The sequence below is a fragment of the Streptomyces hydrogenans genome (assembly GCF_014656075.1).
Classification (GTDB): Bacteria; Actinomycetota; Actinomycetes; order Streptomycetales; family Streptomycetaceae; genus Streptomyces; species Streptomyces hydrogenans.
The window spans coordinates 1-22,792 of record NZ_BNBS01000093.1; the positions used below are offsets into that span (position 1 = coordinate 1).

The following is a 22,792-nucleotide window of genomic DNA, read 5'->3' on the forward strand; positions in this document are numbered from 1 at the left end:
GGCCCCTGGGCCTCGGAGACCCGGCCCCCGGCCCCCTCCGCCCCGCCGACGGCCCCCCGCCCCGCCGCCGACCTGCGCGAACGCCTCGCCCGCTGGGTGCTCGGCGACGCCGAACTCCTCGGGATCACCGGGCGCGGCGCCCTGTCCACCCCGGCGCGCGCCCTGCTGAACCTGCCGCTCGACGGGCCCGCAGGGCCCGCGGCCGAGGGCGGCGGCGTGGAACCGGAGGTCGCTGCGGAGCGCGCGGCGGAGCTCCTGGAGCCGCTGCTCCCCGAGGCGGTCGACCACGTCCTGCTCCAGGCCGACCTGACGGCCGTCGCCCCCGGCCCGCTGCTGCGCCCGCTGGCCGACGCGCTCGCGGTCCTGGCGGACGTGGAGTCGAAGGGTGGTGCGACCGTCTACCGGTTCACGCCCGGTTCGGTGCGGCGCGCGCTCGACACCGGCCGCTCCGCCTCCGACCTGCACGCCTTCCTCACGGCGCACGCGCGCACGCCGGTGCCGCAGCCGCTCGCGTACCTGATCGACGACGTGGCGCGGAAGCACGGACACCTGCGGATCGGGGCGGCGTCCGCGTACGTCCGCTGCGACGACGACGCGCTGCTCGGCGAGATCCTGGCCGACCGCCGCTCGGCCGCCCTGCGGCTGCGCCGCCTCGCGCCGACGGTGCTGGCCGCGCAGGCCGACCCGGCGTCGCTCCTCGAAGGGCTGCGCGCGATGGGGTACGCGCCGGCCGCCGAGTCCGCGGAGGGCGACGTCCTGGTGACCCGTGCCGACGCCCACCGCACCCCGCCCCGCACGGCCCCGGCGCCGGTGCCGGACGGTCCGCCGGTGCCCGACGCCACGCTGCTGACGGCGGCGGTCCGGGCGATCCGGGCGGGCGACCACGCCGCCACGGCCGTCCGCAGGGAGCCCGCCGTCCCCGTCACCACCGGCGGTCTCCCCCGCACCTCCGCGGCCGAGACCCTGGCCACCGTCCAGGCCGCCGCGCTCACCGGCTCGGCCGTCTGGATCGGCTACGTCAACGCCGAGGGCGCCGCCAGTCAGCGGGTCATCGCCCCGGTGCGGGTGGAGGGCGGCTTCGTCACGGGCTACGACCACACGGCCGACGAGGTCCGCACGTATCCGCTGCACCGGATCACGGGGGTCGCGGAGCTGGCGGACGAGGACGCCTAGCGGTTTTTCCGGGAGCCCACGTCGCCGGGGGGTCGCTGCGGCGGAGACCGGCGGTGGCCGCGGTGCCCGGGGTAGACTTCCACGTTTCCCTCGCCGCGACCGCCTGCGGAGGTATGTGTGTCCTGCCTGATCGTCCAGAGCGACAAGACCCTGCTGCTGGAGGTCGACCACGAGCTCGCCGACGCCTGCCGGCGGGCGATCGCGCCGTTCGCGGAGCTGGAGCGGGCGCCCGAGCACATCCACACGTACCGGGTCACGCCGCTCGGCCTGTGGAACGCCCGGGCGGCCGGTCACGACGCCGAGCAGGTCGTCGACGCGCTCGTGGAGTACTCCCGCTACCCCGTGCCGCACGCGCTGCTCGTCGACATCGCCGAGACGATGGGCCGCTACGGGCGGCTCACCCTCTCCAAGCACCCCGCCCACGGGCTCGTGCTGACCACCACCGACCGGCCCGTCCTGGAGGAGATCCTCCGGTCGAAGCGGGTCCAGCCGCTGGTCGGCGCGCGGATCGATCCCGACACGGTCGTCGTGCACCCCTCCGAGCGCGGCCAGATCAAGCAGACGCTGCTGAAGCTCGGCTGGCCCGCCGAGGACCTCGCCGGGTACGTCGACGGCGAGGCCCACCCGATCGACCTCGCCGAGGACGGCTGGAGCCTGCGGCCGTACCAGCAGCACGCCGTCGAGGGCTTCTGGCACGGCGGCTCCGGCGTCGTCGTGCTGCCCTGCGGCGCGGGCAAGACGCTCGTCGGCGCGGGCGCGATGGCCAAGGCGAAGGCGACGACGCTGATCCTCGTCACCAACACGGTCTCCGCCCGGCAGTGGAAGAACGAGCTGGTGCGGCGGACCTCGCTGACCGAGGACGAGATCGGCGAGTACAGCGGGACGAAGAAGGAGATCCGGCCCGTCACCATCGCCACCTACCAGGTCCTCACCACCAAGCGGAAGGGCGTCTACCCGCACCTGGAGCTCTTCGACTCCCGCGACTGGGGCCTGATCGTCTACGACGAGGTGCACCTGCTGCCCGCGCCGGTCTTCAAGTTCACCGCCGACCTCCAGGCACGCCGGCGGCTCGGCCTGACCGCGACGCTGGTGCGCGAGGACGGCAAGGAGGCGGACGTCTTCTCGCTCATCGGGCCCAAGCGGTTCGACGCGCCGTGGAAGGAGATCGAGGCGCAGGGGTACATCGCGCCCGCCGACTGCGTCGAGGTGCGGGTCAACCTCACCGACGCGGAGCGGCTCGCCTACGCGACCGCGGAGGCGGAGGAGAAGTACCGCTTCTGCGCGACGACGGCGACCAAGCGGCGGGTGACCGAGGCGCTGGTGAAGAAGTTCGCCGGACAGCAGATCCTCGTCATCGGCCAGTACATCGACCAGCTCGACGAACTCGGCGCGCACCTCGACGCGCCGGTCATCAAGGGCGAGACGACCAACAAGGAGCGGGAGCGGCTCTTCGACGCCTTCCGCAACGGCGAGATCAACGTCCTCGTCGTCTCCAAGGTCGCCAACTTCTCCATCGACCTGCCCGAGGCGACGGTCGCCATCCAGGTGTCCGGCACCTTCGGCTCCCGCCAGGAGGAGGCGCAGCGCCTCGGCCGGGTGCTCCGCCCCAAGGCGGACGGCCACCAGGCGCACTTCTACTCGGTCGTCGCCCGCGACACCATCGACCAGGACTTCGCCGCCCACCGGCAGCGCTTCCTCGCCGAGCAGGGCTACGCCTACCGGATCGTCGACGCGGACGAGCTGCTGGCGCCCTGACCCGGGCCGGCCTCAGTCCATCAGGGCGAGGAGCGGGCCCGCGAGCGCCAGGACGTACTGGGCGGCGACGAGGGCGCGGCCCGGTACGGCGAGGGCGGCCACGCCCGCCAGGGCGGCGAGGCCCACGGCCCAGAAGCCGGCCGTGACGAAGCCCCCGCCGACGCCGTCACCGGAGACCGCGTCGGTGAGGGTGACCGCCATGGTCGCCACCGCGCACACCGCGACGAGCAGCAGGCCGAGGCCCGCCATGACGCGGAGGGCGGTCGCACCCGGCGAGTTCGGGTCGGCCGCGCGCGGAGCGGGGGCGTGCGGGGCGGTGGCGGGGGTGTCCGGCGTCGTCATGCCCCGATCCCATCACCGCGCCGGGGCCGCCGGCAGGCGTGCGGATACTCAGGCGGCGCCGGACCCGTACTCATCCCGGCAGGCGCTCGTCCGCGCCCGGCGCGTGCACGGGGCGGGGGTCGCGGACTCCCGCCCCGGCCGGGCCGAGGTCGCCGAGGAGGACGACGCCGACGGCCGCGCCGCCGAAGGCGCGGACCGCGCGGACGGCCGTCGCCGCGAGGCGGCGGGGCCGGGGGCGGGGGCGGGGGACGGTGGTCACGAGGGTGAAGGTCGTCGCGGTCATGCCTCCATGATGGAATCCGGACATTCAACCCACATCGCCCTGGGGGTGGAATCGGGGTCCCCCTTACGGCGGATCGCTCCCCTACGGGAAACCGATTCGCCCGGGCCGCCGGCACGGCGTTAGAATCACCGGCTTCCCCGCCTCCCGTCCCCGCACGAGGAGCGCGCCGCCGCCCGGTCGGAAACCGGCGGCCACATCGATGTGCCCGTGTGTCCATGTGTCCGTTCATCCGTGTACCGACCGGAGGCTCCACCGTGTCCGCAGCCGTGCCCACCGACGATCCGCTCGTGCGCGAGCGGGCCCACCTCGCCTCCTCCCGCGCCGCCCTGCGCGCCATGCGCGAGGAGGTGGAGGCCCTGGACATCAAGGACGTCACCGCCAACTGGGTCAACTCGATCGTCCTGGAACGGCAGATCGAGGACCGCATCAAGGCGCTCGCAGACCTCTCCCACACCCCGCTCTTCTTCGGCCGGCTCGACTACCTGCCGCCCACCCAGCACGGGCAGCGCTTCTACATCGGCCGCCGGCACGTCCACGACGCCCACGGCGACCCGATGGTCATCGACTGGCGCGCGCCGGTCTCCCAGCCGTACTACCAGGCGTCGAAGAAGGACCCGCAGGACGTCGGGCTGCGCCGCCGCTTCGGCTACACGGGCGGCGAGCTCACCGCGTACGAGGACGAGCGCCTGTCCGACCCCGCCGAGCTCGAACGCGCCAGCCGGCTCCTCCAGACCGAGATCGAGCGGCCGCGCGTCGGCCCCATGCGGGACATCGTGGCGACGATCCAGCCCGAGCAGGACGAGATCGTCCGCTCGGACCTGAGCGGCACGCTGTGCGTCCAGGGAGGCCCCGGCACCGGCAAGACCGCCGTCGGCCTGCACCGTGTCGCCTACCTGCTGTACGCCCACCGGGAGCGGCTGGCCCGCACCGGGACCCTCGTCATCGGGCCCAACCGGTCCTTCCTCCAGTACATCGAGCAGGTGCTGCCCGCCCTCGGCGAGCTGGAGGTCAAGCAGGCGACCGTCGACGACCTCGTCGCGCACGTCGAGGTGCGCGGCACCGACGAGGCGGCCACCGCCGTGGTCAAGGGCGACGCCCGGATGGCGGAGGTGCTGCGGCGGGCGGTCCGCTCGCACGTGACGCTGCCGTCCGAGCCGCTGATGGTGGTGCGCGGCTCGCGCCGCTGGCGGGTGCCCGCGCACGAACTGGAGGAGATCGTCACCGAACTGACGGAGCGTGACATCCGGTACGGGGCGGCCCGCGAGGCCCTGCCGCAGCGGATCGCGCACGCCGTCCTCGTCCGGATGGAACAGGCCGGCGAGGCGCCCGACGACCGGGTGCAGAACGCGGTGGCCCGCAACCCGGCCGTGAAGGCCGTCGTCAAGGAGTGCTGGCCGCCCGTCGACCCGGCGAAGCTGGTGCTGCGGCTGCTCGGCGACGCGGAGTTCCTCGCCGAGCACGCGGCCGGGATCCTCGACGAGGAGGAGCAGAAGCTGCTGCTGTGGACGAAGCCGGCCCGCAGCGTGAAGACCGCGAAGTGGTCGGCGGCGGACGCGGTGCTGATCGACGAGGCGACGGACCTGGTCGAGCGGACCCACTCGCTCGGGCACGTGGTCCTCGACGAGGCGCAGGACCTCTCCCCCATGCAGTACCGGGCCGTGGGCCGCCGCTGCACGACCGGCTCCGCGACCGTCCTCGGCGACCTGGCGCAGGGCACCACGCCGTGGGCCACCCAGAGCTGGCAGACCGCGCTGGCGCACCTCGGCAAGCCGGGGTCCCGCGTCGAGGAGCTGACCGCCGGCTTCCGCGTGCCCAGCGAGGTCATCGCCTACGCCTCCCGGCTGCTGCCGCACATGGCGCCGGGGCTCGCGCCGGTGGAGTCCGTCCGGGAGAACCCGGGGGCCTTCGAGATCCGGGCGGGCGGCGACGCGGGGGCCGTGGTGACGGCGTGCGTGGACGCGCTCGGGCACGAGGGGTCGATCGGGCTCATCGCCGCGGACGCGCGGATCGGGGTGCTGGCGGAGGCGCTGGAGGAGGCCGGGCTGTCCTACCTCGCCCCCGGCGAGGAGACCACCGCCGAGTCGCGGCTCACGCTCGTCCCCGCCTCGCTCGCGAAGGGCCTGGAGTACGACTACGTGGTCCTCGACGAGCCCGCCGCCGTGGTCGACGGCGAGCCCGACGAGCGCACCGGGCTGCGCCGCCTCTACGTCTCCCTCACCCGAGCCGTCTCGGGCCTGACCATCGTCCACGCGGCGCCGCTGCCGGAACAGCTGGCCCCGCGGGCGTGACGCCCCCGGCGCGCGGGGTCAGTCGGTGGTGATGCCCCGGGCGGCGAAGACGTCCGCCGCGTCGGGGACGGCCAGCACGCCGTCCTCCACGAACGTGACCTCGCGGAGGTTGGGGAGGAGGGCGAGGTCGTCGAGGGAGCGGACGTCGAAGAGGTCGTCCTCGCCGTCCCACGCGGGCGCGCAGTGCCGGAAGACCTCCGTCCCCGCGTCGAAGCACAACTCCTCGACCGTCGCCAGGAGTTCGGCGGGGATCTCCAGCGCCTCGAAGTAGGCCCGGGGCTCCGGCAGCACCTCCTCGTGGAGGCCGTTCTCCAGGACGTGGGACGCGGGGTCGCCGATGCCCCGCGCGGCGAGGACCTCGCCCAGGTCGTAGACCGGGAGCAGCGTCCCCGCCGAGTACATGAGCTCCTCGATGACGAGCAGCTTGAGGTTGAAGTCGTGGAACCGGGTCATGGGGTCATGGGTACCACGGCGGGGTGACACCGCCCCGCCGGGTCGGTCCGCGACGGGGCGGACGGGGGCGCTCCGGGCCGGTCAGGCGAACTCGGGCAGGGCCTGGGTCCAGGTGCGGCGGGCCACGGCGGCGAGGACCGGGTTGGGGACGGGCGCGGTGCCGGGGGCGTCTCCGCCGCCGTAGTAGTGGTCGGTGACGAGGCCCCAGGCCAGGGCCCAGCCGCGGCCCCGGGACCAGGTGGCGGGGTCGGCGCGGGAGGCGGTGCGGAAGACCGGGCGGGTGTCGGGGGTGAAGAGGGTCCAGGCGGGCATCAGGTCGACGGCGGGGTCGCCGGTGCCGAGGCCGCCGAAGTCGATGACGGCGCTGAGCCGGCCGTCGCGGGTGAGGAGGTTGCCGGGCAGCAGGTCGGCGTGGAGCCAGACCGGGTCGCGGTCCCAGGCGGGCAGCGCGAGGACCCGCTCCCAGGCGTCGAGCGCGGTCCGGGCGTCGAGCAGGCCGGCGTCGGCCAGCGCGGCGACGGCCGCCGGGAGGGCGCCCCCCTCCCAGTCGGTGACGGCGCCGCCGCGGAAGGACCGGGGTGCGCCGGTGGCGTCGGCGGCCCGCAGCGCGACGCCGAAGCGGCCCAGTTCGGCCGCGGCGTGGGCGAGGTCGGTGACGGGCTCGGCCCAGGCGTCGGCGCCCTCCAGCCAGGCGTAGACCCCCCAGGGCCGCTCGAAGCCCTCGCCGGGGACGCCCGCGCCGACGGGCACCGGCACGGGCAGCGGGAGCGCGGGCGCGAGCCGGGGCAGCCAGCGCCGCTCCTTCTCGATCTGGCCGGTCGCCCACGGGGCCTTGGGCAGGCGGACGACGAGGTCGCCGCCGAGCCGGAACATCGCGTTGTCCGTCCCGGCGGAGGCGACCCGCCGCACGTCGAGTCCGGCCCAGTGGGGGAACTGGGCGGTGATCAGCCGGCGTACGAGCGCCGCGTCGGGTCCGGGTCCTTCGTCGGTCATGCGGGCGACGGTAACGGGAGGGCCGGACGGCCCGCACGGGTTTTCCGGGCGGCCCGCTACGCGTCCACCGCCTCGCGCCAGGTGCGGACCGCGTCCGCCGAGACGGGGGCGGTCCAGCCCTGGGGGCGGGCGGCGCCGCCGATGTGGAAGGCGGTGAGGCCGGCGGCACGCAGCCGGGGGAGGTGGTCGAGGCGGAGGCCGCCGCCGACGAGGATCTGCGGTTCGTAGCCGGGCTCGCCGGTGCGGGCGGCTTCGGCTTCGAGGACCGGGAGGCCGTCGTCGACGCCGGTCGCGGCGCCGGCGGTGAGGTAGGTGTCGAGGCCGGGGAGGTCGGCGAGGCGCTTGCGGAGGCCGTCGCGGTCGGCGGCGCGGTCGATGGCCCGGTGGAAGGTCCAGCGGGCGCCGTCGAGGACGGCGATGAGGCGCTCGACGGCGACCAGGTCGGGCTCGCCCGCGGGGGTGAGGAAGCCGAGGACGAACTCGTCGGCGCCGGCCTCGCGCAGCTCCTCGGCGCGGCCGACCAGGGCGTCGACCTCCCGGGGGCCTCCGGCGGCGAAGCCGTCCGCCAGGCGGAGCATCACGCGGAGCGGGATGTCGACCGCGCGGCGGATGGCGGTGAAGCCGGCCGTCGACGGGGTGAGGCCGTCCGCCGCCATGTCGGTGACGAGTTCGAGGCGGTCGGCGCCCCCGGTCTGGGCGGCGACCGCGTCCTGCTCGTCGAGGGCGATCACCTCCAGGACAGCACGGTTGCTCATTGCGCCCATTCCTCCATGAATGACGGCTACAGGTCTAGTCCAATGACCAGACTAGCCGTGCGCGTGCCCTCCCGCATCGTGCTCGGCCGTCTCCGAGGGCGTCGCGGCGGGGGTCCCGGGGGTGGCGGGCGTCGCGGTGGTGGCGCCCGCCTTCACGGTGAAGGCGGCCGTGCGGACCTTGCCCTCGTGCTGGAAGTCGAGGAAGAGGCGGTACGTGCCGCCGCTGGGCGCGGTGGCCGTGAAGGAGACGTCCGGGCCGGGGCCGCCCTCGTTCGGGTGGACGTGGAGGTAGGCGAGGTCGCCCTGACGGAGGGCGACCAGGTGTCCGTACGCGCCGAGGTAGGGCTCCAGGTCGGTGACGGGCTTGCCGCCCTTGGAGACGGTGAGGCGCAGCTCGCCGGCCTTGCCCGGGTCGAGGGTGCCGCCGAGGCGGACCTGGTAGCCGTCGACCGCGGCGGTGGACGCGGCGGCCGGGAGCGCCTGGGGGGTGTAGGCGCCGGGGACGCCGAGGTCGACGCCGAGGGTGAGGCCCTCGGCTCCCGGCGCGGCGGGCTTGAAGTCGGCGAAGGCCTTGTAGCCGCCGGCGGCCGGGAGGTCGGCCTCGACGGTCCAGGTGCCGTCCGGCGCCTTCTCGGGGTGGAGGTGGCGGAAGACCGTCAGGTCGCGCGAGGCGACGATGAAGTGGAGCTCCTTGCCGTGCTCGGTGGTGAAGGCGGTGACCTTCTTCCCGGCGGCGTCCTGGATGGAGAACTTCAGGGTGCTGCGGCCGACGGGCGGGGCCGGGGTCTCCAGGGCGAGGGTGTAGCCGCCCTCGGAGACCTGGAGGCCACCGGGCGGTTCGGCGGCGGGGGCGGCCTCGTCGTGGCCCGCGTGACCGCCGGCGGAGGCGCTGGGCGCGGGCGTCGCGGCCGCGTGCTCGCCGTGCTCGGCCTTCGCCGGCTCCTCGACGGGGCCGACGCCCTTCCCGACCCCGTACGCGGTGCCGAAGGTCGCGGCGAGCGCGGCGGCGAAGGCGGTGATCTTCACTCCGGTGTTCATGGCTGCTCTCCCTGATGCGTGGGGCCGGTGCGCGGGACCCGGTGTCCGGGTCGGCGTACGGGCCGGCGTCCGAGCCGGTGCGCGGTGGCGTGTTCTTCTGCTCTCTGCACTTCACCATACCCCTGGGGGGTATCAAGTCAAGTCGGGCCGACACTTGCGTCGGATACCACCGGGGGGTATACATGGACCCACACCGCCGATACCCCCCGAGGGTATCCGGTCCACCGGACACACGATGGAGGACGACATGGGTTCCTGCTGCACCCCCGACAACAGCTGCTCGACCGGCACCACCACCGCGGTCGCCGTGGCCGACGCCACCAGCACCGTCTACGCGGTCTCGGGCATGACCTGCGGCCACTGCAAGACCGCGATCACCACCTCCGTCAGCGCGCTGGAGGGCGTCCTCTCCGTGGACGTCGACGTCGCCGGCGGCCTGGTGACCGTCACCACGGACGGCGCGCCCGACGACGCCGCGATCGCCGCCGCGATCGACGACGCGGGCTACGACCTGACCGGCCGCGCCTGACCGATCCGGCCGCCGGGGCCCGTCCCGTACCCCCGCCCGGGCCCCGGCCCCCGAACCCGCTACACCGAGGAGCAGGAAATGACCACGACCACTCCGGGCACCGCCCAGGTCGAGCTCGCCATCGGCGGCATGACCTGCGCCTCGTGCGCGGCCCGCATCGAGAAGAAGCTCAACCGCATGGACGGGGTCGAGGCCACCGTCAACTACGCCACCGAGAAGGCGAAGGTCACCTTCGCCGCCGACATCCCGGTCGCCGACCTGATCGCCACCGTCGAGGCCACCGGCTACACCGCCGCCGAGCCCGAGCCGGAGCGCCCGGCCGCCGCCGGCTCCCCCGAGGGCCCCACCGACGAGGAGAAGGCCGACGAGGAGCTGCGGCCCCTCAAGCAGCGGCTGATCACCGCCGTCGCCCTCGCCGTGCCCGTCATCGCCATGGCGATGGTCCCGGCGCTCCAGATCGAGTACTGGCAGTGGCTGAGCCTCACGCTCGCCGCGCCGGTCGTCGTCTACGCCGCCTGGCCCTTCCACAAGGCCGCCTGGACCAACGCCCGGCACGGCGCGGCCACCATGGACACGCTGATCTCGGTCGGCACGATCGCCGCGTTCCTCTGGTCCCTGTGGGCGCTGTTCTTCGGCACCGCCGGCACGCCGGGGATGACGCACCCCTTCGAGTTCACCATCGCCCGCACCGACGGCGCCGGGAACATCTACCTGGAGGCCGCCGCCGGCGTCACCGCCTTCATCCTGGCGGGCCGCTACTTCGAGGCCCGCTCGAAGCGGAAGGCCGGCGCCGCGCTCAAGGCGCTGATGCAGCTGGGCGCCAAGGAAGTCACCGTCATCAGGAACGGGCGCGAGACCACCGTGCCCACCGCCGAACTCCAGGTCGGGGACCGCTTCCTGGTCCGCCCGGGCGAGAAGATCGCCACCGACGGCACCGTCGTCGAGGGCTCCTCCGCCGTGGACGCCTCCATGCTCACCGGCGAGTCCGTGCCGGTCGAGGTCTCCGTCGGGGACTCCGTCACCGGCGCCACCCTGAACGCCGGCGGCCGCCTGGTCGTCGAGGCCACCCGCGTCGGCGCCGACACCCAGCTCGCCCGGATGGCGAAGCTCGTCGAGGACGCGCAGAACGGCAAGGCCGCCGCCCAGCGCCTCGCCGACAGGATCTCGGCCGTCTTCGTGCCGATCGTCATCGCGCTCTCGCTCGGCACCCTCGGCTTCTGGCTCGGCACCGGCCAGGGCCTGACCGCCGCCTTCACCGCCGCCGTCGCCGTCCTGATCATCGCCTGCCCCTGCGCCCTGGGCCTGGCCACCCCGACCGCCCTCATGGTCGGCACCGGCCGCGGCGCGCAGCTCGGCATCCTGATCAAGGGCCCCGAGGTCCTGGAGACCACCCGCAAGGTCGACACCATCGTCCTGGACAAGACCGGCACCGTCACCACCGGCCGGATGACCCTCATCAAGGTCCACACCGCCGCCGGTACGGACGAGACCGACGTGCTGCGCCTGGCCGGCGCCCTGGAGCACTCCTCCGAGCACCCGATCGCCCAGGCCGTCGCCACCGGCGCCGCCGCCAAGGTCGGCACCCTGCCCACCCCCGAGGACTTCGCCAACGTCCCCGGCCTCGGCGTCCAGGGCGTCGTCGACGGCCACGCCGTCCTCGTCGGCCGCGAGAAGCTGCTGGAGGAGTGGGCGATGTCCCTCCCGGCGAGCCTCAAGTCCGCGAAGGACGCGGCGGAGAAGGCCGGGAAGACGGCCATCGCGGTCGCCTGGGACGGGGAGGCCCGCGCGGTCCTGGAGGTCGCCGACGCGATCAAGGAGACCAGCGCGGAGGCGATCCGCCGGCTCAAGGGCCTGGGGCTCACCCCGATCCTGCTGACCGGCGACAACAAGGCGGTCGCCGAGTCCGTCGCCGCCGAGGTCGGCATCGGCGAGGTCATCGCCGAGGTCATGCCGCAGGACAAGGTCGACGTGGTCAAGCGGCTCCAGGCCGAGGGCCGTTCGGTCGCCATGGTCGGCGACGGCGTGAACGACGCCGCCGCGCTCGCCCAGGCCGACCTCGGTCTGGCGATGGGCACCGGCACGGACGCGGCGATCGAGGCCGGCGACCTGACCCTCGTCCGGGGCGACCTGCGGGCCGCGGCGGACGCCATCCGGCTCTCCCGCAAGACCCTCGGCACCATCCGGTCCAACCTCTTCTGGGCCTTCGCCTACAACGTGGCCGCCCTGCCGCTCGCCGCGGCCGGACTGCTCAACCCGATGATCGCCGGCGCGGCGATGGCCTTCTCCTCGGTCTTCGTGGTCGGCAACAGCCTGCGGCTGCGCGGCTTCCAGGCCGCGGACAAGTGACCCTCTCCGCCTCTCCACCGATGTGACGGGAGCCCGCCGTGGCCGGTTACGTGCAGCACAAGGAAGACATCATCAGAAGACTCCGGCGGATCGAGGGACAGGTCCGGGGGGTGCAGCGGATGGTCGACGAGGACGTCTACTGCATCGACGTCCTGACGCAGGTCTCGGCCATCAACGCCGCCCTCCAGTCCACCGCGGTGGCCCTTCTGGACGAGCACCTGAGCTGCTGCGTCACGGAGGCGATCGCCGCCGGCGGGGACCAGGCGAAGGTGAAGGTCGGCGAGGCGTCGAAGGCGATCGCCCGGCTGATCCGGACGTGATCCGGACCGGAGTCCGGCGCCGGCCCGAAACCGGACCGGACCCGGGCCGGACCTGACGGAGTCCGGCACCGCCCCCGTGCGAGGGGCCCGCGCGAGCGGGCCTCCCGACGGGGGCGGTGGCCGTTCCCGGGGCCGCTCCCGAGGCCGTCAAGAACCCGCCAACCTACCCCCAGGGGGTATACCTCGGGCGGGTGTGCGACCCGTACGATGAGCCGCCCGCAAGGGGAGGGGATGCACGTGCGCCGGCTGGGAGAGCTGGAGGCCGAGATCATGGACCGGCTGTGGGCCTGGCAGCGGCCCGCCACCGTCCGCGAGGTCGTCGACGACATCAACCGCGGCCGCCGGGTCGCCTACACCACCGTCATGACGGTGGCCGACATCCTGCACCGCAAGGGCTGGCTCCGCCGCGAGAAGGCGGGCCGGGCCTGGCTGTACGAACCCGTCCGCAGCCGCGAGGAGTACACCGCCGGCCTGATGCGCGACGCCCTCGGCGACAGCCAGGACCGCCCCGCCGCCCTGCTCCGCTTCGTCGAGGCCATCTCCGACGAGGACGTCGAGGCCCTCGACGCCGCCCTCCGCGCGGCCCGCGGCGAGGCCGACGCGGGGACCGCCCCGGGGGGCCGCGCGTGAACCACCACGCCCTCGTGCCGCTCGGCCTCGCGCTGCTCTCCGGCTTCCTCGTGCCCTGGACGCTGGTCCGGGCCCGCTGGGCACAGCAGGTGCCCCGGCTCGCCGTCACCGTCTGGGCCGCCTGCGGCGCCGTCTTCGCCGTCGCGAGCGCGCTGCTCCCCGCGCAGCTGCTGCTGCCGGGCGAGTCCAGCCACCGCCTCAGCGACATGGTGCTGACGCTCCGGGTGCCGTCCCCGGGGCAGTTGTTCGCGCTGCGCGGGCGGGAGCTGGCCGCGCTGGCCGTGGCCGTCGCGGTCCTCGCCGTGCCGGCCGGCGCCTTCGCCCTCGGGCTGCGGCGGGCCCGACGGGCGCGGCGGCAGCACGCGGGGGTGCTGCGGCTGATCGGGCGGTACGACCCCGAGCTGCGGGCCGTCGTCCTCGACCACGCCCGGCCCGCGGTCTACTGCCTGCCGGGCCGCAGCCGCCGGGTCGTCGTCTCCTCCGGGGCGGTCGACACCCTCACGCCCGCGCAGCTGGCCGCCGCCCTCGCCCACGAGCGGGCGCACATCGCGGGCCGGCACCACCTCCTGGTCGCCGCCGCCGAGGCGTTCGGCACGGTCTTCCGGCGGCTGCCGCTGGCCCGGCACGGCTCCTCGGCGGTGCCGCTGCTCCTGGAGATGGCCGCCGACGACCGGGCCCTGCGGCGCTGCACCCGGGACGCGCTCGCCACCGCGCTCTACGCCCTCGCGGCGGGCCGCGCGCCGCGCGCCGCGTTCGCCGCCGGGGGGCCTTCGGCGGCGCTCCGGATGCGCCGGATCCTCACCCCGCACAGTGCCGGACATCCGGTGCTGCGGGGGCTGGCGACGATCGGCGCGGCGGCTCTCGCGATGGCTCCGCTGGTGGTCGCCTGCTGTTCCTTCCCGGCCTAATGCCGGAGCCAACTCAGCTATTTACTAAGCGAATTCGTAGATTTCGCATCGGTCACACACCCGGGAATCGGTCGCTATTGTGGGTACGTTGGGGCTTCGGCCCACCACGGCGCTCGGCACGGCGAAGGGTACAGATCCAATGCAGCTCGCTGGCGTCCGTACGGCAGCGGCCGGCGACGCGACGTCGATATCCCGGCTGCTCGCCGAGGCGATCCGGGGCAGCTATGCGGGAATGCTGGACGAAATCCCGCTGCGCCGGCTGATCTCCACACAATGCGCGCTGCCCCGCATACGCGCGGAAATAGAAATTCCGGGAGGCGCGCCCGGCTGGCTCGGCTGGCTGGTCGCGGAGCGCCCGGAGGGCGGGCTCGTCGGCGCCGCCGCGTGCGGGGTGCCGGTGCCGGGCGAGGGCGAGCTGTACGCCCTGGCGGTCGAGGAGGGCGCGCGCCGCCGCGGGATCGGTACGGCCCTGCTGGCGGCGGCCACCGACCGGACGCGCGACTACGACGCGCGCGAGCAGCGGGTGCAGCTGCCGGTGGAGGCGGACCCGGCCCTGCCGTTCTACCGGGACCAGGGCTTCACGTCCCTGGGCCCGATGCGCTGGGGCCGCGCGGTCCAGGGTCCGGGACGCGGAGGAGCCCGCACGCGGGGCCGGTAGGCCGGACGCCTGTGCGCGGGGCCCGTACGCGGGGCCCGTGCCCGCCGGCCCGGCCGTGCCGGGAACGCCCGCGCGGAGCCCGTACGGGGGTGCGTGGCAGATCCACGCCATCGCGTGTTCACGCAGCCCGATCCGGTGGATCGGGGGTCCTCGCGCAGGTCAGGATGGGCGCAGCGGCGCGGTCCCGGCGGCACGGGCGCCCCGCCCGGACGGCATGGACCGCGCGAGCCCCTGGAGGAGCGATGCACACCCCGAGCGGCACTTCCCTGCCCGCCGTGCCCGCAGCGCTCGCGCCGGTCCTGCCGTCCCGATACGACCGGGAGCGGGCGCCCCGGGCGGGCGCCGGGGTGCGGATCGCCCCCGACGCGCTGCCCGGACTGGAGTCCGTCTCCGCGATGGACGAGGGGTCCGTGTGGCTGCACGACGCCCTGCTCGGCCCGCACAGCGCGGACATCGTCCGCTATCTCGGCCTCGCCCGCTCCACCGGCGGACCCGTCCTGGACCTCGGCTCCGGCGCGGGGCGGCTCGCCGTCCCCTTCGCCCGGCACGGCTTCGCCGTGGACGCCGTGGACCGGGACGCCTCGGCACTGGAGCGCCTCGAAGGCTGGGCGCGGCGGATCGGCCCACAGGTGGCCGGGCTGGTCGCGACGCACCGCGCGGACCTCACCGAGCTGCGGCTGCGGGGGAGTTACCGGCTGGCACTGCTCGCGGGCGCGATGGTCGCGGCGGTCCCGCCGGCCCGGCGGCCCGGTCTGCTGCGGGAGGTCGCGGGCCATCTGGAGGCGGGCGGGGCGCTGGCCCTGGACTACACCGCGCACCTGGGCGCGGGGCTGGTGGCGGAGCCGCGGCGGACCTGGGCGTTCCAGGTGCCGCGGTTCGACGGGATCGACGAGTGGGTGGTGGCCCGGCAGGTCTTCGACCTGGGGGCGATGAGCGAGCGGATCACCTACTACACGGCCAGGACCGGCAAGCTCTCCTCGGAGCGGACGGTGCTGACCACCGACAAGTGGATCGTGGACCAGGAGCGGCTGGCGGCCGAACTCCACTCCGCGGGGCTGCACATCGAGGGTCGTCGGCGGCACCGGATCGACGAGCGCACGGAGTCGGTGCTGCTGGTCTGCCGTGCGGACGACTGACCGGCCGCCGCCTGTCGGGGCGGGCGGGCAAGAGGTACGATGCCCGCAAACGTTTGAGTCGACCAGATGGCGCCCGGCAGCCGGCCGGGGCGCGACCGGGCGGCGGCCGGAGATGAGGGCAGTGGTGGAAGAGCTGACGGGCCGCGAGGCGGTGATCCAGCGCCTGCGGGACGTGGGCCTGCGGGTCACCGGGCCGCGCCTGGAGGTCCTTTCGGTGCTCGCCGCCGGCGGCCACCTCGACGTCGAGGCGATCACCGCGACCGCCCGCGAGCGGCTGGGGTCGCTCACCAGCCAGGCCGTCTACGAGATGCTGCGGCACTTCCAGGAGACCGGCCTGGTCGGGAAGTTCGACCGGCCCGGCCTGCCGGCCGTCTTCGAGATCTCGGGCCCCCGCCACCAGCACGCCCTGTGCGTGCGGTGCGGACGGGTGGAGAACGTCGACGCGCCCGCGCCCGCGCCGCCGCGCGGCAGCCTGCCCGGCTGGCGGGCCGGCGAGACCGAGCTGGTCTTCAAGGGGCTGTGCCCCGATTGCGCGGAAGAGTCCGCCTGATCCCGCTCGTGCGGCTTCGTCCGTGAACATCGTGCGGAACGTTCGAATGTGTGGCAGGGTCTGCCGGGGCGTTTTTCAACGGGATCCGCGCGATCCGAGGGGAGTCTGCTGCCACCGTGTCCAAGAACGCCGCCGGAGTACGTACAGGAGGCGAGCAGGCCCTCGCCCTCTACCAGGCCCTCCGCGCCGCCCCGGGCGCCCCGCTCGACGAGGCGGCCCGCGATCTGGACCTCACCGAGGCCGAACGGGAGCGCGCCCGCGCCGAGTTGACCACCCTCGGCCTGATCGACACGACCGCGCCCTCGCCCCTGGTCATCGCCCCGGACGTGGCCCTGCTCGGGCTGCTGCGGCACGAGCGGGACCGGCTGGAGAGCCGGCTGGCCGAGACCAGCCGCGCGCACACCGCCCTGGAGACCCTCGCCGGACCGTTCCTGCGGGCCCGCGCCGAACCCGGCTCCGACGTCGAGGTCGAGATCGTCGACGACCCGGCCCGGATCCGGCGCGAACTCGCCGACCTGACGAAGACCGCCCGCGGCTCCGTCCACTCCATGGCCACCGGCTCGGTCCGGCGCGAGGAGATGGGCCTGGAGCTGGACCGGGACCGGGAGCGGGTCGCCCGCGGGGTCCGCGTCCAGGCCATGTACAGCGCCCGGGTCGGCCAGGTGCCGGAGATGGACCAGCACCTCGCGGCCCGTACCGCGCTCGGCGCCGAGATCCGCCTCTCCCCCGTCGTCCCGATGAACATGGTCCTCGCCGACGACTCCTTCGCCCTGCTGCCGACCGACCCCCGCGACCCCGGCTCCCCCGCGATCCTGGCCCGCGGCCCGGGCCTGGTGCGGGTCTACCGCGCGCTGTACGCGTACTGCTGGCAGGCCGCGACCCCCTACGGGCACCGGGAGGAACCGGACGGGCGGGGCGGCGGCGTGCTGACCGAGCAGCAGCGGACCGTGCTGCGGATGCTCGCCTCGGGCATCAAGGACGAGCAGGTGGCCCGCACCCTGGGGGTGTCGCTGCGCACGGTCAGCCGGCTCATCTCCGAGGTGATGCACGAACTCGGCGCGGCCAGCCGCTTCGAGGCGGGGGTGAAGGCGGCCCGGCTGGGCCTGCTGGACGGCGAGGGCGGCCCCGAGGGCCTCGGGACCGCGCGGGACACCGCGTAGCCTGAACGGTCCGGACGGTCGATTCGCGACGACGAGGGGGAAGCTCGCCATGGTCACCACGGACGGCGGCACGGGGGACGGCACGACCGGGCTGCTGGTGACGCTCTATCAGGAGCTGCGCCGTCGCGGGGTGTCGAACTACGCCGAGGTCGCCGCCGGCTTAGGACTCGCGCCGGAGGAGTACGAGCGATGTCGGGCCGAGCTGCTCTCCCTCGGCCTGATCGTCCCGACCACCAGCCGGCACGCCACCGCCGCCGACCTGCGCAACGCCGACTGGCGGCCCGAGGAGGGCGCCGTCGCCTCGGTCCACCCGGAGATCGCGCTGCTGCGGATCCTCAACCGCGAGCGGGCCCGGCTCCGCGAGCACCTGGCCGAGGCCGACCAGGCGTACAGCACCCTGGAGACGCTCGCCGGGGCCTTCCTCCAGCCCGGCTCGCTGTCCGGCTCCGAGATCGCGGTCGAGGCGATCACCGACTACCGGCGGATCCAGCAGGCCCTGGAGGACATCGTCGACGTCACCCAGGAGGCGTCCTGCTCGATGTACCCCACCGGCCCGGCCCGCCAGGTCCCCGAGCGGATCTTCGAGCGGGACGCGCGCCAGCTCTCCCAGGGCATCCGGCTGCGCGCCGCCTACCGCGTCCAGGACGCCGTCCGGCCCGAGGCCGCGGCCGTGATCAAGCGCCGCGCCGAGCTGGGCGTCGAGGTCCGGATCGCGCCCGAACTCCCCATGACCATGGTCCTGGTGGACCAGCAGTACGCCCTGGTGCCGCTGCACCCCGACGAGCCCGGCCGGGGCGCGATCCTGGCCCGCGGCCCGCTCCTCGTCGGCTCCTTCCTGAGCCTGTACGAGCACTGCTGGCACACGGCCACCCCGTACGGCGACGACGTGGCGCCCGAGCGGGGCGGCGACGGCCTGTCCGAGCAGCAGCGGGCGGCGCTCCAGATGCTCGCCGACGGGATGAAGGACGAGAAGATCGCCCGGAATCTCGGGGTCTCGCTGCGCACGGTGAGCCGCATGCTCTCCGAACTCATGCAGGAATTGGGGGCGTCGAGCCGATTCGAGGCCGGAGTGCGCGCGGTGCGGCTCGGCTGGCTCGACTGAATGCTCCGCACCGGAATTCCGGGCACGCGAAAGCCCCGTGATCGTGGCAGCGATCGCGGGGCCTTCTTCGTGCGTGGTCGCGGGTGATTCAGTTCACCGGCGGGGCGGGGGTCGCGGTGGCGGTGTTGTGCGGCCAGTCGACGGTGACGCCGGCGTGCTGGACCGGGCCGCTTTCCGGGGCGCTGCCGGGGCTGACCGCGAAGGCGGCGCCGGCGCCGACCGCGAGACACGCGGTGAGGGCGACCAGGAACTGGCGGACGGTCTTCTGCATTCCGGAGTTCTGCTCGACGGACATGATTCCTCCAGGAGTCACTTATGGGCGGGTGTGCCGATTCCCGTCTCCTGGGGGCCCGTGCCGCCGGGCTCTCCCTGAAGACAACTCCATTCTGTAGGCGCCCCGTTGGCGAATCCATGGTTCTCCGATGCGTGGACCCGCCATGGCGTGTGTGCGTCAATCGGCCGCCGAATCAACGGAATTGGCCGGTCCGTAGCGTCCCTAATCTTTGGTCGAACCAAAAGAGATGCTAGACTCGTGCGACGGCCTTCTCGTTCCTCCAGGAGAGAGGGGCCGCCGGGGCAGGGGCGTGCCGCCGCCCTTGCCCCACCCGCGAACCCCCCGCCCGGGCCGGCCCGCGCGCCGCCAGCGCGTCCTCGTACACCTCGATCGTCCGGGCGGCGGAACCCCGCCAGCTCATCCCCCGGGCGTGCCCGACCGCCGCTGCCCCCATCGTCGCCCGAGCCCGCGGATGACGGGCCAGCCACAGCAGCCCGCGGGCGTACTCCACCGGGTCGTGGCCCCGCACCAGCAGCCCCGTGACCCCCTCCCAGACCGCCGTCGGCAGCCCGCCCACCGCCGAGGCCAGCACCGGCGTCCCGCACGCCTGCGCCTCCGCCGCCACCAGCCCGAACGACTCGCTGCGCGAGGGCACCACCAGCACGTCGGCCGCCCGGAACCACTCCGCGAGCCGCTCCTGCGGCACCGGCGGACAGGGCCGCAGCACGTCCGCCACGCCCAGCTCCGCAGCCAGCCGCGCCACCGTGCCCTGCTCCCCCGCCCCCGAATGCCCGCCGATCACCGGCACCAGCAGCCGGCCGCGCAGCCCCGGCGCCATCCGCAGCAGCTCCGCCACCGCCCGGACCAGCACGTCCGGGCCCTTCAGCGGCTGGATCCGCCCCGCGTACAGCGGCACGAAGGCGTCCGCCGGCAGCCCGAGCCTGGCCCGCGCCGCCGCCCGCCCCGCGTCCCGGCCGGGTCCCGGGGCGAAGGTCCGCAGGTCCACCCCGGGCCGGACGACCTCGGTGCGGGCCGCGTCCGCCCCGTACAGGCTCCGCAGCGCCTCCGCCTCGTCCGCCGTGTTGGCGATCAGCCGGTCGGCCTCCGCCGCCAGCTGCCGCTCGCCGAGGATCCGGGCCGCCGGCTCGGGGGTGTCGCCCTCGGCCAGGTGGGCGTTCTTCACCAGGGCCAGGGTGTGCGCGGTGTGCACCAGCGGGGTGCCCCAGCCGAAGGCGGCGATCCGCCCCGCCTGCCCGGACAGCCAGTAGTGCGAGTGGACCAGGTCGTAGGCCCGCTCGTGCCGGAAGAGGCCGAGGGCGAAGGGCAGGACGAGACCGGGCACCGCCTCCTTGGCCACCGCCCGGCGCGGACCCGCCACCACGTGCCGGACCCGCACCCCGGGCGCGAGATCGGTGAGCCGGGGCTCGCCGCCGTCCTGGCAGCGGGTGAACAGGTCGACGGCCACGCCCTGTTCGGCGAGGGCCCGGGAGAGTTCGACCATGTAGACGTTCATGCCTCCGGCGTCCCCGGTGCCGGGCTGGTGGAGCGGGGAGGTGTGGACGCTGAGCATGGCGACGCGCAGGGACACGAGGGGCTCCTGAGGGGTGGGGGAGCCGCGTGCCCCCGCGCGGGTCGCGCCGGCGCACGCGGCGGAGGGGTTGGGGTGGGTCGGACGTCTCGTCGGAGGGAACTAGAGGACTTCTTAGTGGGTTAGAAGCTCGGGTCCGGCAGGAGTGCCGCTCAGAAGCCGAAGACCGGCCCCGACGGCGGCGCCAGCCGGGTGCCCGGCAGCGGGGGGATCAGCGCGTGCCAGTCCACCGGACGGCCCGGCTCCACCCGCAGCGCCGCCGCCAGCCGGTCCGCGCCCTCCGGCATCACCGGCCGCGCCCACGCCGTCAGCGCCGACGCCACCGCCAACTGCGCGGCCAGCGCGGGCAGATGGCGGCAGGCGGTGGTGGGGCGGCACCGCTCGTGCGCGTTGACGTGCCCGAAGTCGGCCGCCGAGCGCACCATCTCGTCGAGGACCGCCACCGCCCGGCGCGGGTCGAAGGCGTCGGGGCCGTACGCCTCGCGCAGGTCGTCCACCGCCCGGTGCAGCCGCCGCTCCAGGATCTCCCAGCCCGTGCCGCCGGGCAGCGCCTGCGGGGCGAGCCCGTCGCACTCCTCGCGGACCGCGGCGAAGAGCCGGGACAGCCAGCTGTTCCAGTTCTCGTCCAGCTCCCGCCGCGCCGCCGCGAGCCGGTCCCGCCGGAAGACCGTGCGGCGGCCCAGCGGCCGGGCCTGGAGGACGTGCCGGCGCAGGGTGTCGGAGCCGTACTCGGTGAGCAGGTCCAGCGCCCACACGTTCCCCTCCCGCACCCCCTCCTCGATCACGAAGGACTCGTTGACGTTGAAGTCCTGCGGCAGCTTCACGCCCTGCGCCAGCAGCAGCACCGGCAGCAGCACCGCGTGGCAGAAGGAGTGCCCGAAGCCGCAGAAGTGGATCGCGCGGGCCGGCAGCGGCCCCGTGTCGTGGCCGAAGAGGTGCATCGCCGCCGCCTCGAAGCAGCCGTCGATCCGGTGGTCGGGGAAGCCCTCCACCGGGACCGCCAGACCCCACTCGGCCGGCTGCCCGACCGCGATGTCCGGCAGCCCGTCCTCCACCAGCGACTCGCACAGCGCGGCCAGCCGCGGCGGCAGCCCGGCCGCCGCCCAGTACTCGGCGAGCGTCTCCCGGAAGGGCTCCAGCGGGATGTAGAGCCGGCGGCAGCGGCGGGCCACCGCCGGGGTGTCGCAGAGCGCGCAGCGCGCCCCGATGAGGTCCCCGCCGTCGTTGGGCCGCGCGCACTCGTGGCACATCCCGCCGTCACTGGCCGCCCCGCAGTGCGGGCAGGCACCGGTGGCGTGCGCGCCGTACAGCCACCGCTCGCACGGCTCGCAGTAGGGCAGCAGGCGGGTCCGCGGGGCGATGACCCCCTCCGCGTACAGCTTCGCGAAGAGGTCCCGCACCCAGCGCCCGTACCCCTTGTCGCGGCGGGGCCGGACGATGTGGTCGAAGGCGACGCCGGACCGCAGCCAGTCGGCGGTGATCGCGGCCCGGTACCCCTCCGCGACCTCCTCCGGCTTGCGGCCGAGCTGCCGCGCCCGGAGCTCGACGGAGCTGGCGTGGTCGGCGGTGCCGGTGGTGAACCGGACGGGCTCGCCCTCGGCCCGCAGGTATCTGGTCAGGACGTCGGCGGCCACGTACGGCCCCGCGAGGTGGCCGATGTGGAGTTCGCCGTGGGTGGCGGGCGGGGTCGCGGTGATCCAGACGGGGGTGCTCACGGAAGCCTCCTGAGCGTGGCGGGAAGGGGGTCCGGGGGTCAGCGGGGCTCGAAGTGGAAGGAGCGGATGAAGCAGTCGCGGGGCTGCTCGACGGCGTAGACGATGCACTCGAAGAGCGCCTGCGTGGTCAGCTTGTCGTCGGCCTCGGCGCCGCTCGGACGCACGCCGTCCCACTCCGCGAACCGCGGGTCCGCGGTCGAGAAGTCGGGAGGGAAGAGGGAGAAGACCCGCACGCCGGACGGCCGCAGCCGGCGGGCCAGGATGTCCGCGAAGCCGGCCTGCGCGCTCTTCGCCGCCCAGAACGCCTCGTGCGCCCCGTCGGCGGCGGTCGCGGAGGCGCCCCCGGCGTCCCGCACGGCCACCATGTTCACGATGTCGGGCCGCAGCGAGCCGCGCAGCAGCGGCAGGAAGTGCTTGACCATGAGGACGGTGCCGCCGGCCGTGGACTCGATGGTCTCCATGATCTCGGCGTCGCCGGCCGCCTCCAGGTCCATGCCGTCCAGCCAGCGCGCGCCGTTGTTCACCAACAGGTCGACGTGGCCGGTGCGTTCGCCCACCCGGGCGGCGAACTCCCGGATCTCGGCGGGCCGGGAGAGGTCGCAGCCGAAGGCGTGGATGCGGTCGCGGGCCGACCCCATCACCTCCGTCCGGGTCCGCTCCGCCGCCTCCACCGTCCGCGCCGACACGTAGACCTCCGCGCCGAGATGGGCGAATCCGACGGCGAGCGCGCGGCCGAAGGAGCGGGACGCGCCGGTCACGACGACACGCAGATTCTCGAATTTCATGTGTGTCTGCT

General features: G+C 74.7%; 23 protein-coding genes. 13 read left to right on the forward strand and 10 right to left on the reverse strand.

What is annotated here, in order from left to right:
• Both IE321_RS29935 and IE321_RS29940 read left to right on the forward strand, forming a co-directional pair.
• The coding region (locus tag IE321_RS29935) for a helicase-associated domain-containing protein (RefSeq protein WP_190225196.1) at positions 1-1,173 on the forward strand (1,173 nt) is incomplete at its 5' end.
• A 117-nt stretch (positions 1,174-1,290) separates the two neighbouring features.
• Complete coding sequence (locus IE321_RS29940) at positions 1,291-2,928, forward strand: DNA repair helicase XPB (RefSeq protein WP_043226778.1); 1,638 nt, start codon at positions 1,291-1,293, stop codon at positions 2,926-2,928.
• Positions 2,929-2,940: 12 nt separating this feature from the next.
• Here the strand turns inward: IE321_RS29940 and IE321_RS29945 are convergent, their stop codons facing one another.
• Positions 2,941-3,270: a hypothetical protein gene (locus tag IE321_RS29945; protein ID WP_190225197.1), complete on the reverse strand. Its 330-nt coding sequence runs from the start codon at positions 3,268-3,270 to the stop codon at positions 2,941-2,943.
• A gap of 70 nt (positions 3,271-3,340) precedes the next feature.
• Positions 3,341-3,553 carry a hypothetical protein gene (locus tag IE321_RS29950; RefSeq protein WP_190225198.1) on the reverse strand — a complete coding sequence of 71 codons (213 nt, stop codon included), beginning with the start codon at positions 3,551-3,553 and terminating at the stop codon, positions 3,341-3,343.
• Between the two features lie 215 nt (positions 3,554-3,768).
• Between IE321_RS29950 and IE321_RS29955 the strand changes: the two genes are divergently transcribed.
• Positions 3,769-5,841: a HelD family protein gene (locus IE321_RS29955; protein WP_190225199.1), complete on the forward strand. Its 2,073-nt coding sequence runs from the start codon at positions 3,769-3,771 to the stop codon at positions 5,839-5,841.
• An 18-nt stretch (positions 5,842-5,859) separates the two neighbouring features.
• Here IE321_RS29955 and IE321_RS29960 read toward each other — a convergent pair whose 3' ends face one another.
• From IE321_RS29960 to IE321_RS29975, 4 genes are all read right to left on the reverse strand, one after another.
• Complete coding sequence (locus IE321_RS29960) at positions 5,860-6,294, reverse strand: DUF6892 domain-containing protein (RefSeq protein WP_190225200.1); 435 nt, start codon at positions 6,292-6,294, stop codon at positions 5,860-5,862.
• Between the two features lie 81 nt (positions 6,295-6,375).
• Positions 6,376-7,287 (reverse strand): aminoglycoside phosphotransferase family protein, encoded by a 912-nt coding sequence (locus IE321_RS29965; protein ID WP_190225201.1) that lies wholly within the window; start codon positions 7,285-7,287, stop codon positions 6,376-6,378.
• A gap of 56 nt (positions 7,288-7,343) precedes the next feature.
• Positions 7,344-8,042, reverse strand: coding sequence for a copper homeostasis protein CutC (locus IE321_RS29970; protein WP_190225202.1), 699 nt, complete (start codon positions 8,040-8,042; stop codon positions 7,344-7,346).
• A gap of 51 nt (positions 8,043-8,093) precedes the next feature.
• Entirely contained in the window at positions 8,094-9,080 is a 987-nt protein-coding gene (locus tag IE321_RS29975) for a DUF8832 domain-containing protein (RefSeq protein ID WP_190225203.1), read from the reverse strand.
• Between the two features lie 247 nt (positions 9,081-9,327).
• Between IE321_RS29975 and IE321_RS29980 the strand changes: the two genes are divergently transcribed.
• From IE321_RS29980 to IE321_RS30025, 10 genes are all read left to right on the forward strand, one after another.
• A complete protein-coding gene (locus IE321_RS29980; RefSeq protein WP_043226826.1) occupies positions 9,328-9,609 on the forward strand; it encodes a cation transporter in 282 nt (93 codons plus the stop codon).
• 78 nt (positions 9,610-9,687) lie between these two features.
• Positions 9,688-11,955, forward strand: a complete 2,268-nt coding sequence (locus IE321_RS29985) for a heavy metal translocating P-type ATPase (RefSeq protein WP_190225204.1) — start codon at positions 9,688-9,690, stop codon at positions 11,953-11,955.
• A gap of 38 nt (positions 11,956-11,993) precedes the next feature.
• Positions 11,994-12,275, forward strand: coding sequence for a metal-sensitive transcriptional regulator (locus tag IE321_RS29990; RefSeq protein ID WP_030749685.1), 282 nt, complete (start codon positions 11,994-11,996; stop codon positions 12,273-12,275).
• A 237-nt stretch (positions 12,276-12,512) separates the two neighbouring features.
• A complete protein-coding gene (locus IE321_RS29995; protein ID WP_043226825.1) occupies positions 12,513-12,905 on the forward strand; it encodes a BlaI/MecI/CopY family transcriptional regulator in 393 nt (130 codons plus the stop codon).
• Positions 12,902-13,813, forward strand: coding sequence for a M56 family metallopeptidase (locus IE321_RS30000; protein WP_190225205.1), 912 nt, complete (start codon positions 12,902-12,904; stop codon positions 13,811-13,813). The genes IE321_RS29995 and IE321_RS30000 overlap by 4 nt, the downstream gene beginning before the upstream one ends.
• Positions 13,814-13,952: 139 nt before the next feature.
• Complete coding sequence (locus IE321_RS30005) at positions 13,953-14,471, forward strand: GNAT family N-acetyltransferase (protein WP_190225206.1); 519 nt, start codon at positions 13,953-13,955, stop codon at positions 14,469-14,471.
• 242 nt (positions 14,472-14,713) lie between these two features.
• The gene (locus IE321_RS30010) at positions 14,714-15,607 is read left to right on the forward strand and encodes an SAM-dependent methyltransferase (protein WP_190225207.1); all 894 of its coding nucleotides are present in this window, start codon (positions 14,714-14,716) and stop codon (positions 15,605-15,607) included.
• 124 nt (positions 15,608-15,731) lie between these two features.
• Positions 15,732-16,157, forward strand: coding sequence for a Fur family transcriptional regulator (locus tag IE321_RS30015; RefSeq protein WP_051842411.1), 426 nt, complete (start codon positions 15,732-15,734; stop codon positions 16,155-16,157).
• 116 nt (positions 16,158-16,273) lie between these two features.
• Entirely contained in the window at positions 16,274-17,317 is a 1,044-nt protein-coding gene (locus IE321_RS30020; RefSeq protein WP_051842401.1) for a helix-turn-helix domain-containing protein, read from the forward strand.
• A 49-nt stretch (positions 17,318-17,366) separates the two neighbouring features.
• Complete coding sequence (locus IE321_RS30025; protein WP_190225208.1) at positions 17,367-18,419, forward strand: helix-turn-helix domain-containing protein; 1,053 nt, start codon at positions 17,367-17,369, stop codon at positions 18,417-18,419.
• 88 nt (positions 18,420-18,507) lie between these two features.
• Here the strand turns inward: IE321_RS30025 and IE321_RS30030 are convergent, their stop codons facing one another.
• The 4 genes from IE321_RS30030 to IE321_RS30045 form a co-directional block, all read right to left on the reverse strand.
• Positions 18,508-18,714 carry a hypothetical protein gene (locus IE321_RS30030; RefSeq protein ID WP_043226765.1) on the reverse strand — a complete coding sequence of 69 codons (207 nt, stop codon included), beginning with the start codon at positions 18,712-18,714 and terminating at the stop codon, positions 18,508-18,510.
• A gap of 229 nt (positions 18,715-18,943) precedes the next feature.
• The gene (gene mshA, locus IE321_RS30035) at positions 18,944-20,263 is read right to left on the reverse strand and encodes a D-inositol-3-phosphate glycosyltransferase (RefSeq protein WP_190225215.1); all 1,320 of its coding nucleotides are present in this window, start codon (positions 20,261-20,263) and stop codon (positions 18,944-18,946) included.
• A gap of 170 nt (positions 20,264-20,433) precedes the next feature.
• Positions 20,434-21,996 carry a class I tRNA ligase family protein gene (locus IE321_RS30040; RefSeq protein WP_190225209.1) on the reverse strand — a complete coding sequence of 521 codons (1,563 nt, stop codon included), beginning with the start codon at positions 21,994-21,996 and terminating at the stop codon, positions 20,434-20,436.
• A 38-nt stretch (positions 21,997-22,034) separates the two neighbouring features.
• Positions 22,035-22,781, reverse strand: a complete 747-nt coding sequence (locus tag IE321_RS30045) for an SDR family oxidoreductase (protein ID WP_043226763.1) — start codon at positions 22,779-22,781, stop codon at positions 22,035-22,037.
• Between the last annotated feature and the right edge of the window lie 11 nt (positions 22,782-22,792).

Bases quoted from the DNA above. Each gene is read 5' to 3' on its own strand.
- IE321_RS29975 (WP_190225203.1), bottom strand. From the start codon at position 9,080: ATGAACACCGGAGTGAAGATCACCGCCTTCGCCGCCGCGCTCGCCGCG.
- IE321_RS29950 (WP_190225198.1), bottom strand. From the start codon at position 3,553: ATGACCGCGACGACCTTCACCCTCGTGACCACCGTCCCCCGCCCCCGC.
- IE321_RS29955 (WP_190225199.1), top strand. From the start codon at position 3,769: ATGTGTCCGTTCATCCGTGTACCGACCGGAGGCTCCACCGTGTCCGCA.
- IE321_RS29960 (WP_190225200.1), bottom strand. From the start codon at position 6,294: ATGACCCGGTTCCACGACTTCAACCTCAAGCTGCTCGTCATCGAGGAG.
- IE321_RS30025 (WP_190225208.1), top strand. From the start codon at position 17,367: ATGGTCACCACGGACGGCGGCACGGGGGACGGCACGACCGGGCTGCTG.
- IE321_RS29985 (WP_190225204.1), top strand. From the start codon at position 9,688: ATGACCACGACCACTCCGGGCACCGCCCAGGTCGAGCTCGCCATCGGC.
- IE321_RS30030 (WP_043226765.1), bottom strand. From the start codon at position 18,714: ATGTCCGTCGAGCAGAACTCCGGAATGCAGAAGACCGTCCGCCAGTTC.
- IE321_RS29980 (WP_043226826.1), top strand. From the start codon at position 9,328: ATGGGTTCCTGCTGCACCCCCGACAACAGCTGCTCGACCGGCACCACC.
- IE321_RS30005 (WP_190225206.1), top strand. From the start codon at position 13,953: ATGCAGCTCGCTGGCGTCCGTACGGCAGCGGCCGGCGACGCGACGTCG.
- IE321_RS29965 (WP_190225201.1), bottom strand. From the start codon at position 7,287: ATGACCGACGAAGGACCCGGACCCGACGCGGCGCTCGTACGCCGGCTG.
- IE321_RS29945 (WP_190225197.1), bottom strand. From the start codon at position 3,270: ATGACGACGCCGGACACCCCCGCCACCGCCCCGCACGCCCCCGCTCCG.
- IE321_RS30045 (WP_043226763.1), bottom strand. From the start codon at position 22,781: ATGAAATTCGAGAATCTGCGTGTCGTCGTGACCGGCGCGTCCCGCTCC.
- IE321_RS29970 (WP_190225202.1), bottom strand. From the start codon at position 8,042: ATGAGCAACCGTGCTGTCCTGGAGGTGATCGCCCTCGACGAGCAGGAC.
- mshA (WP_190225215.1), bottom strand. From the start codon at position 20,263: ATGCTCAGCGTCCACACCTCCCCGCTCCACCAGCCCGGCACCGGGGAC.
- IE321_RS30010 (WP_190225207.1), top strand. From the start codon at position 14,714: ATGCACACCCCGAGCGGCACTTCCCTGCCCGCCGTGCCCGCAGCGCTC.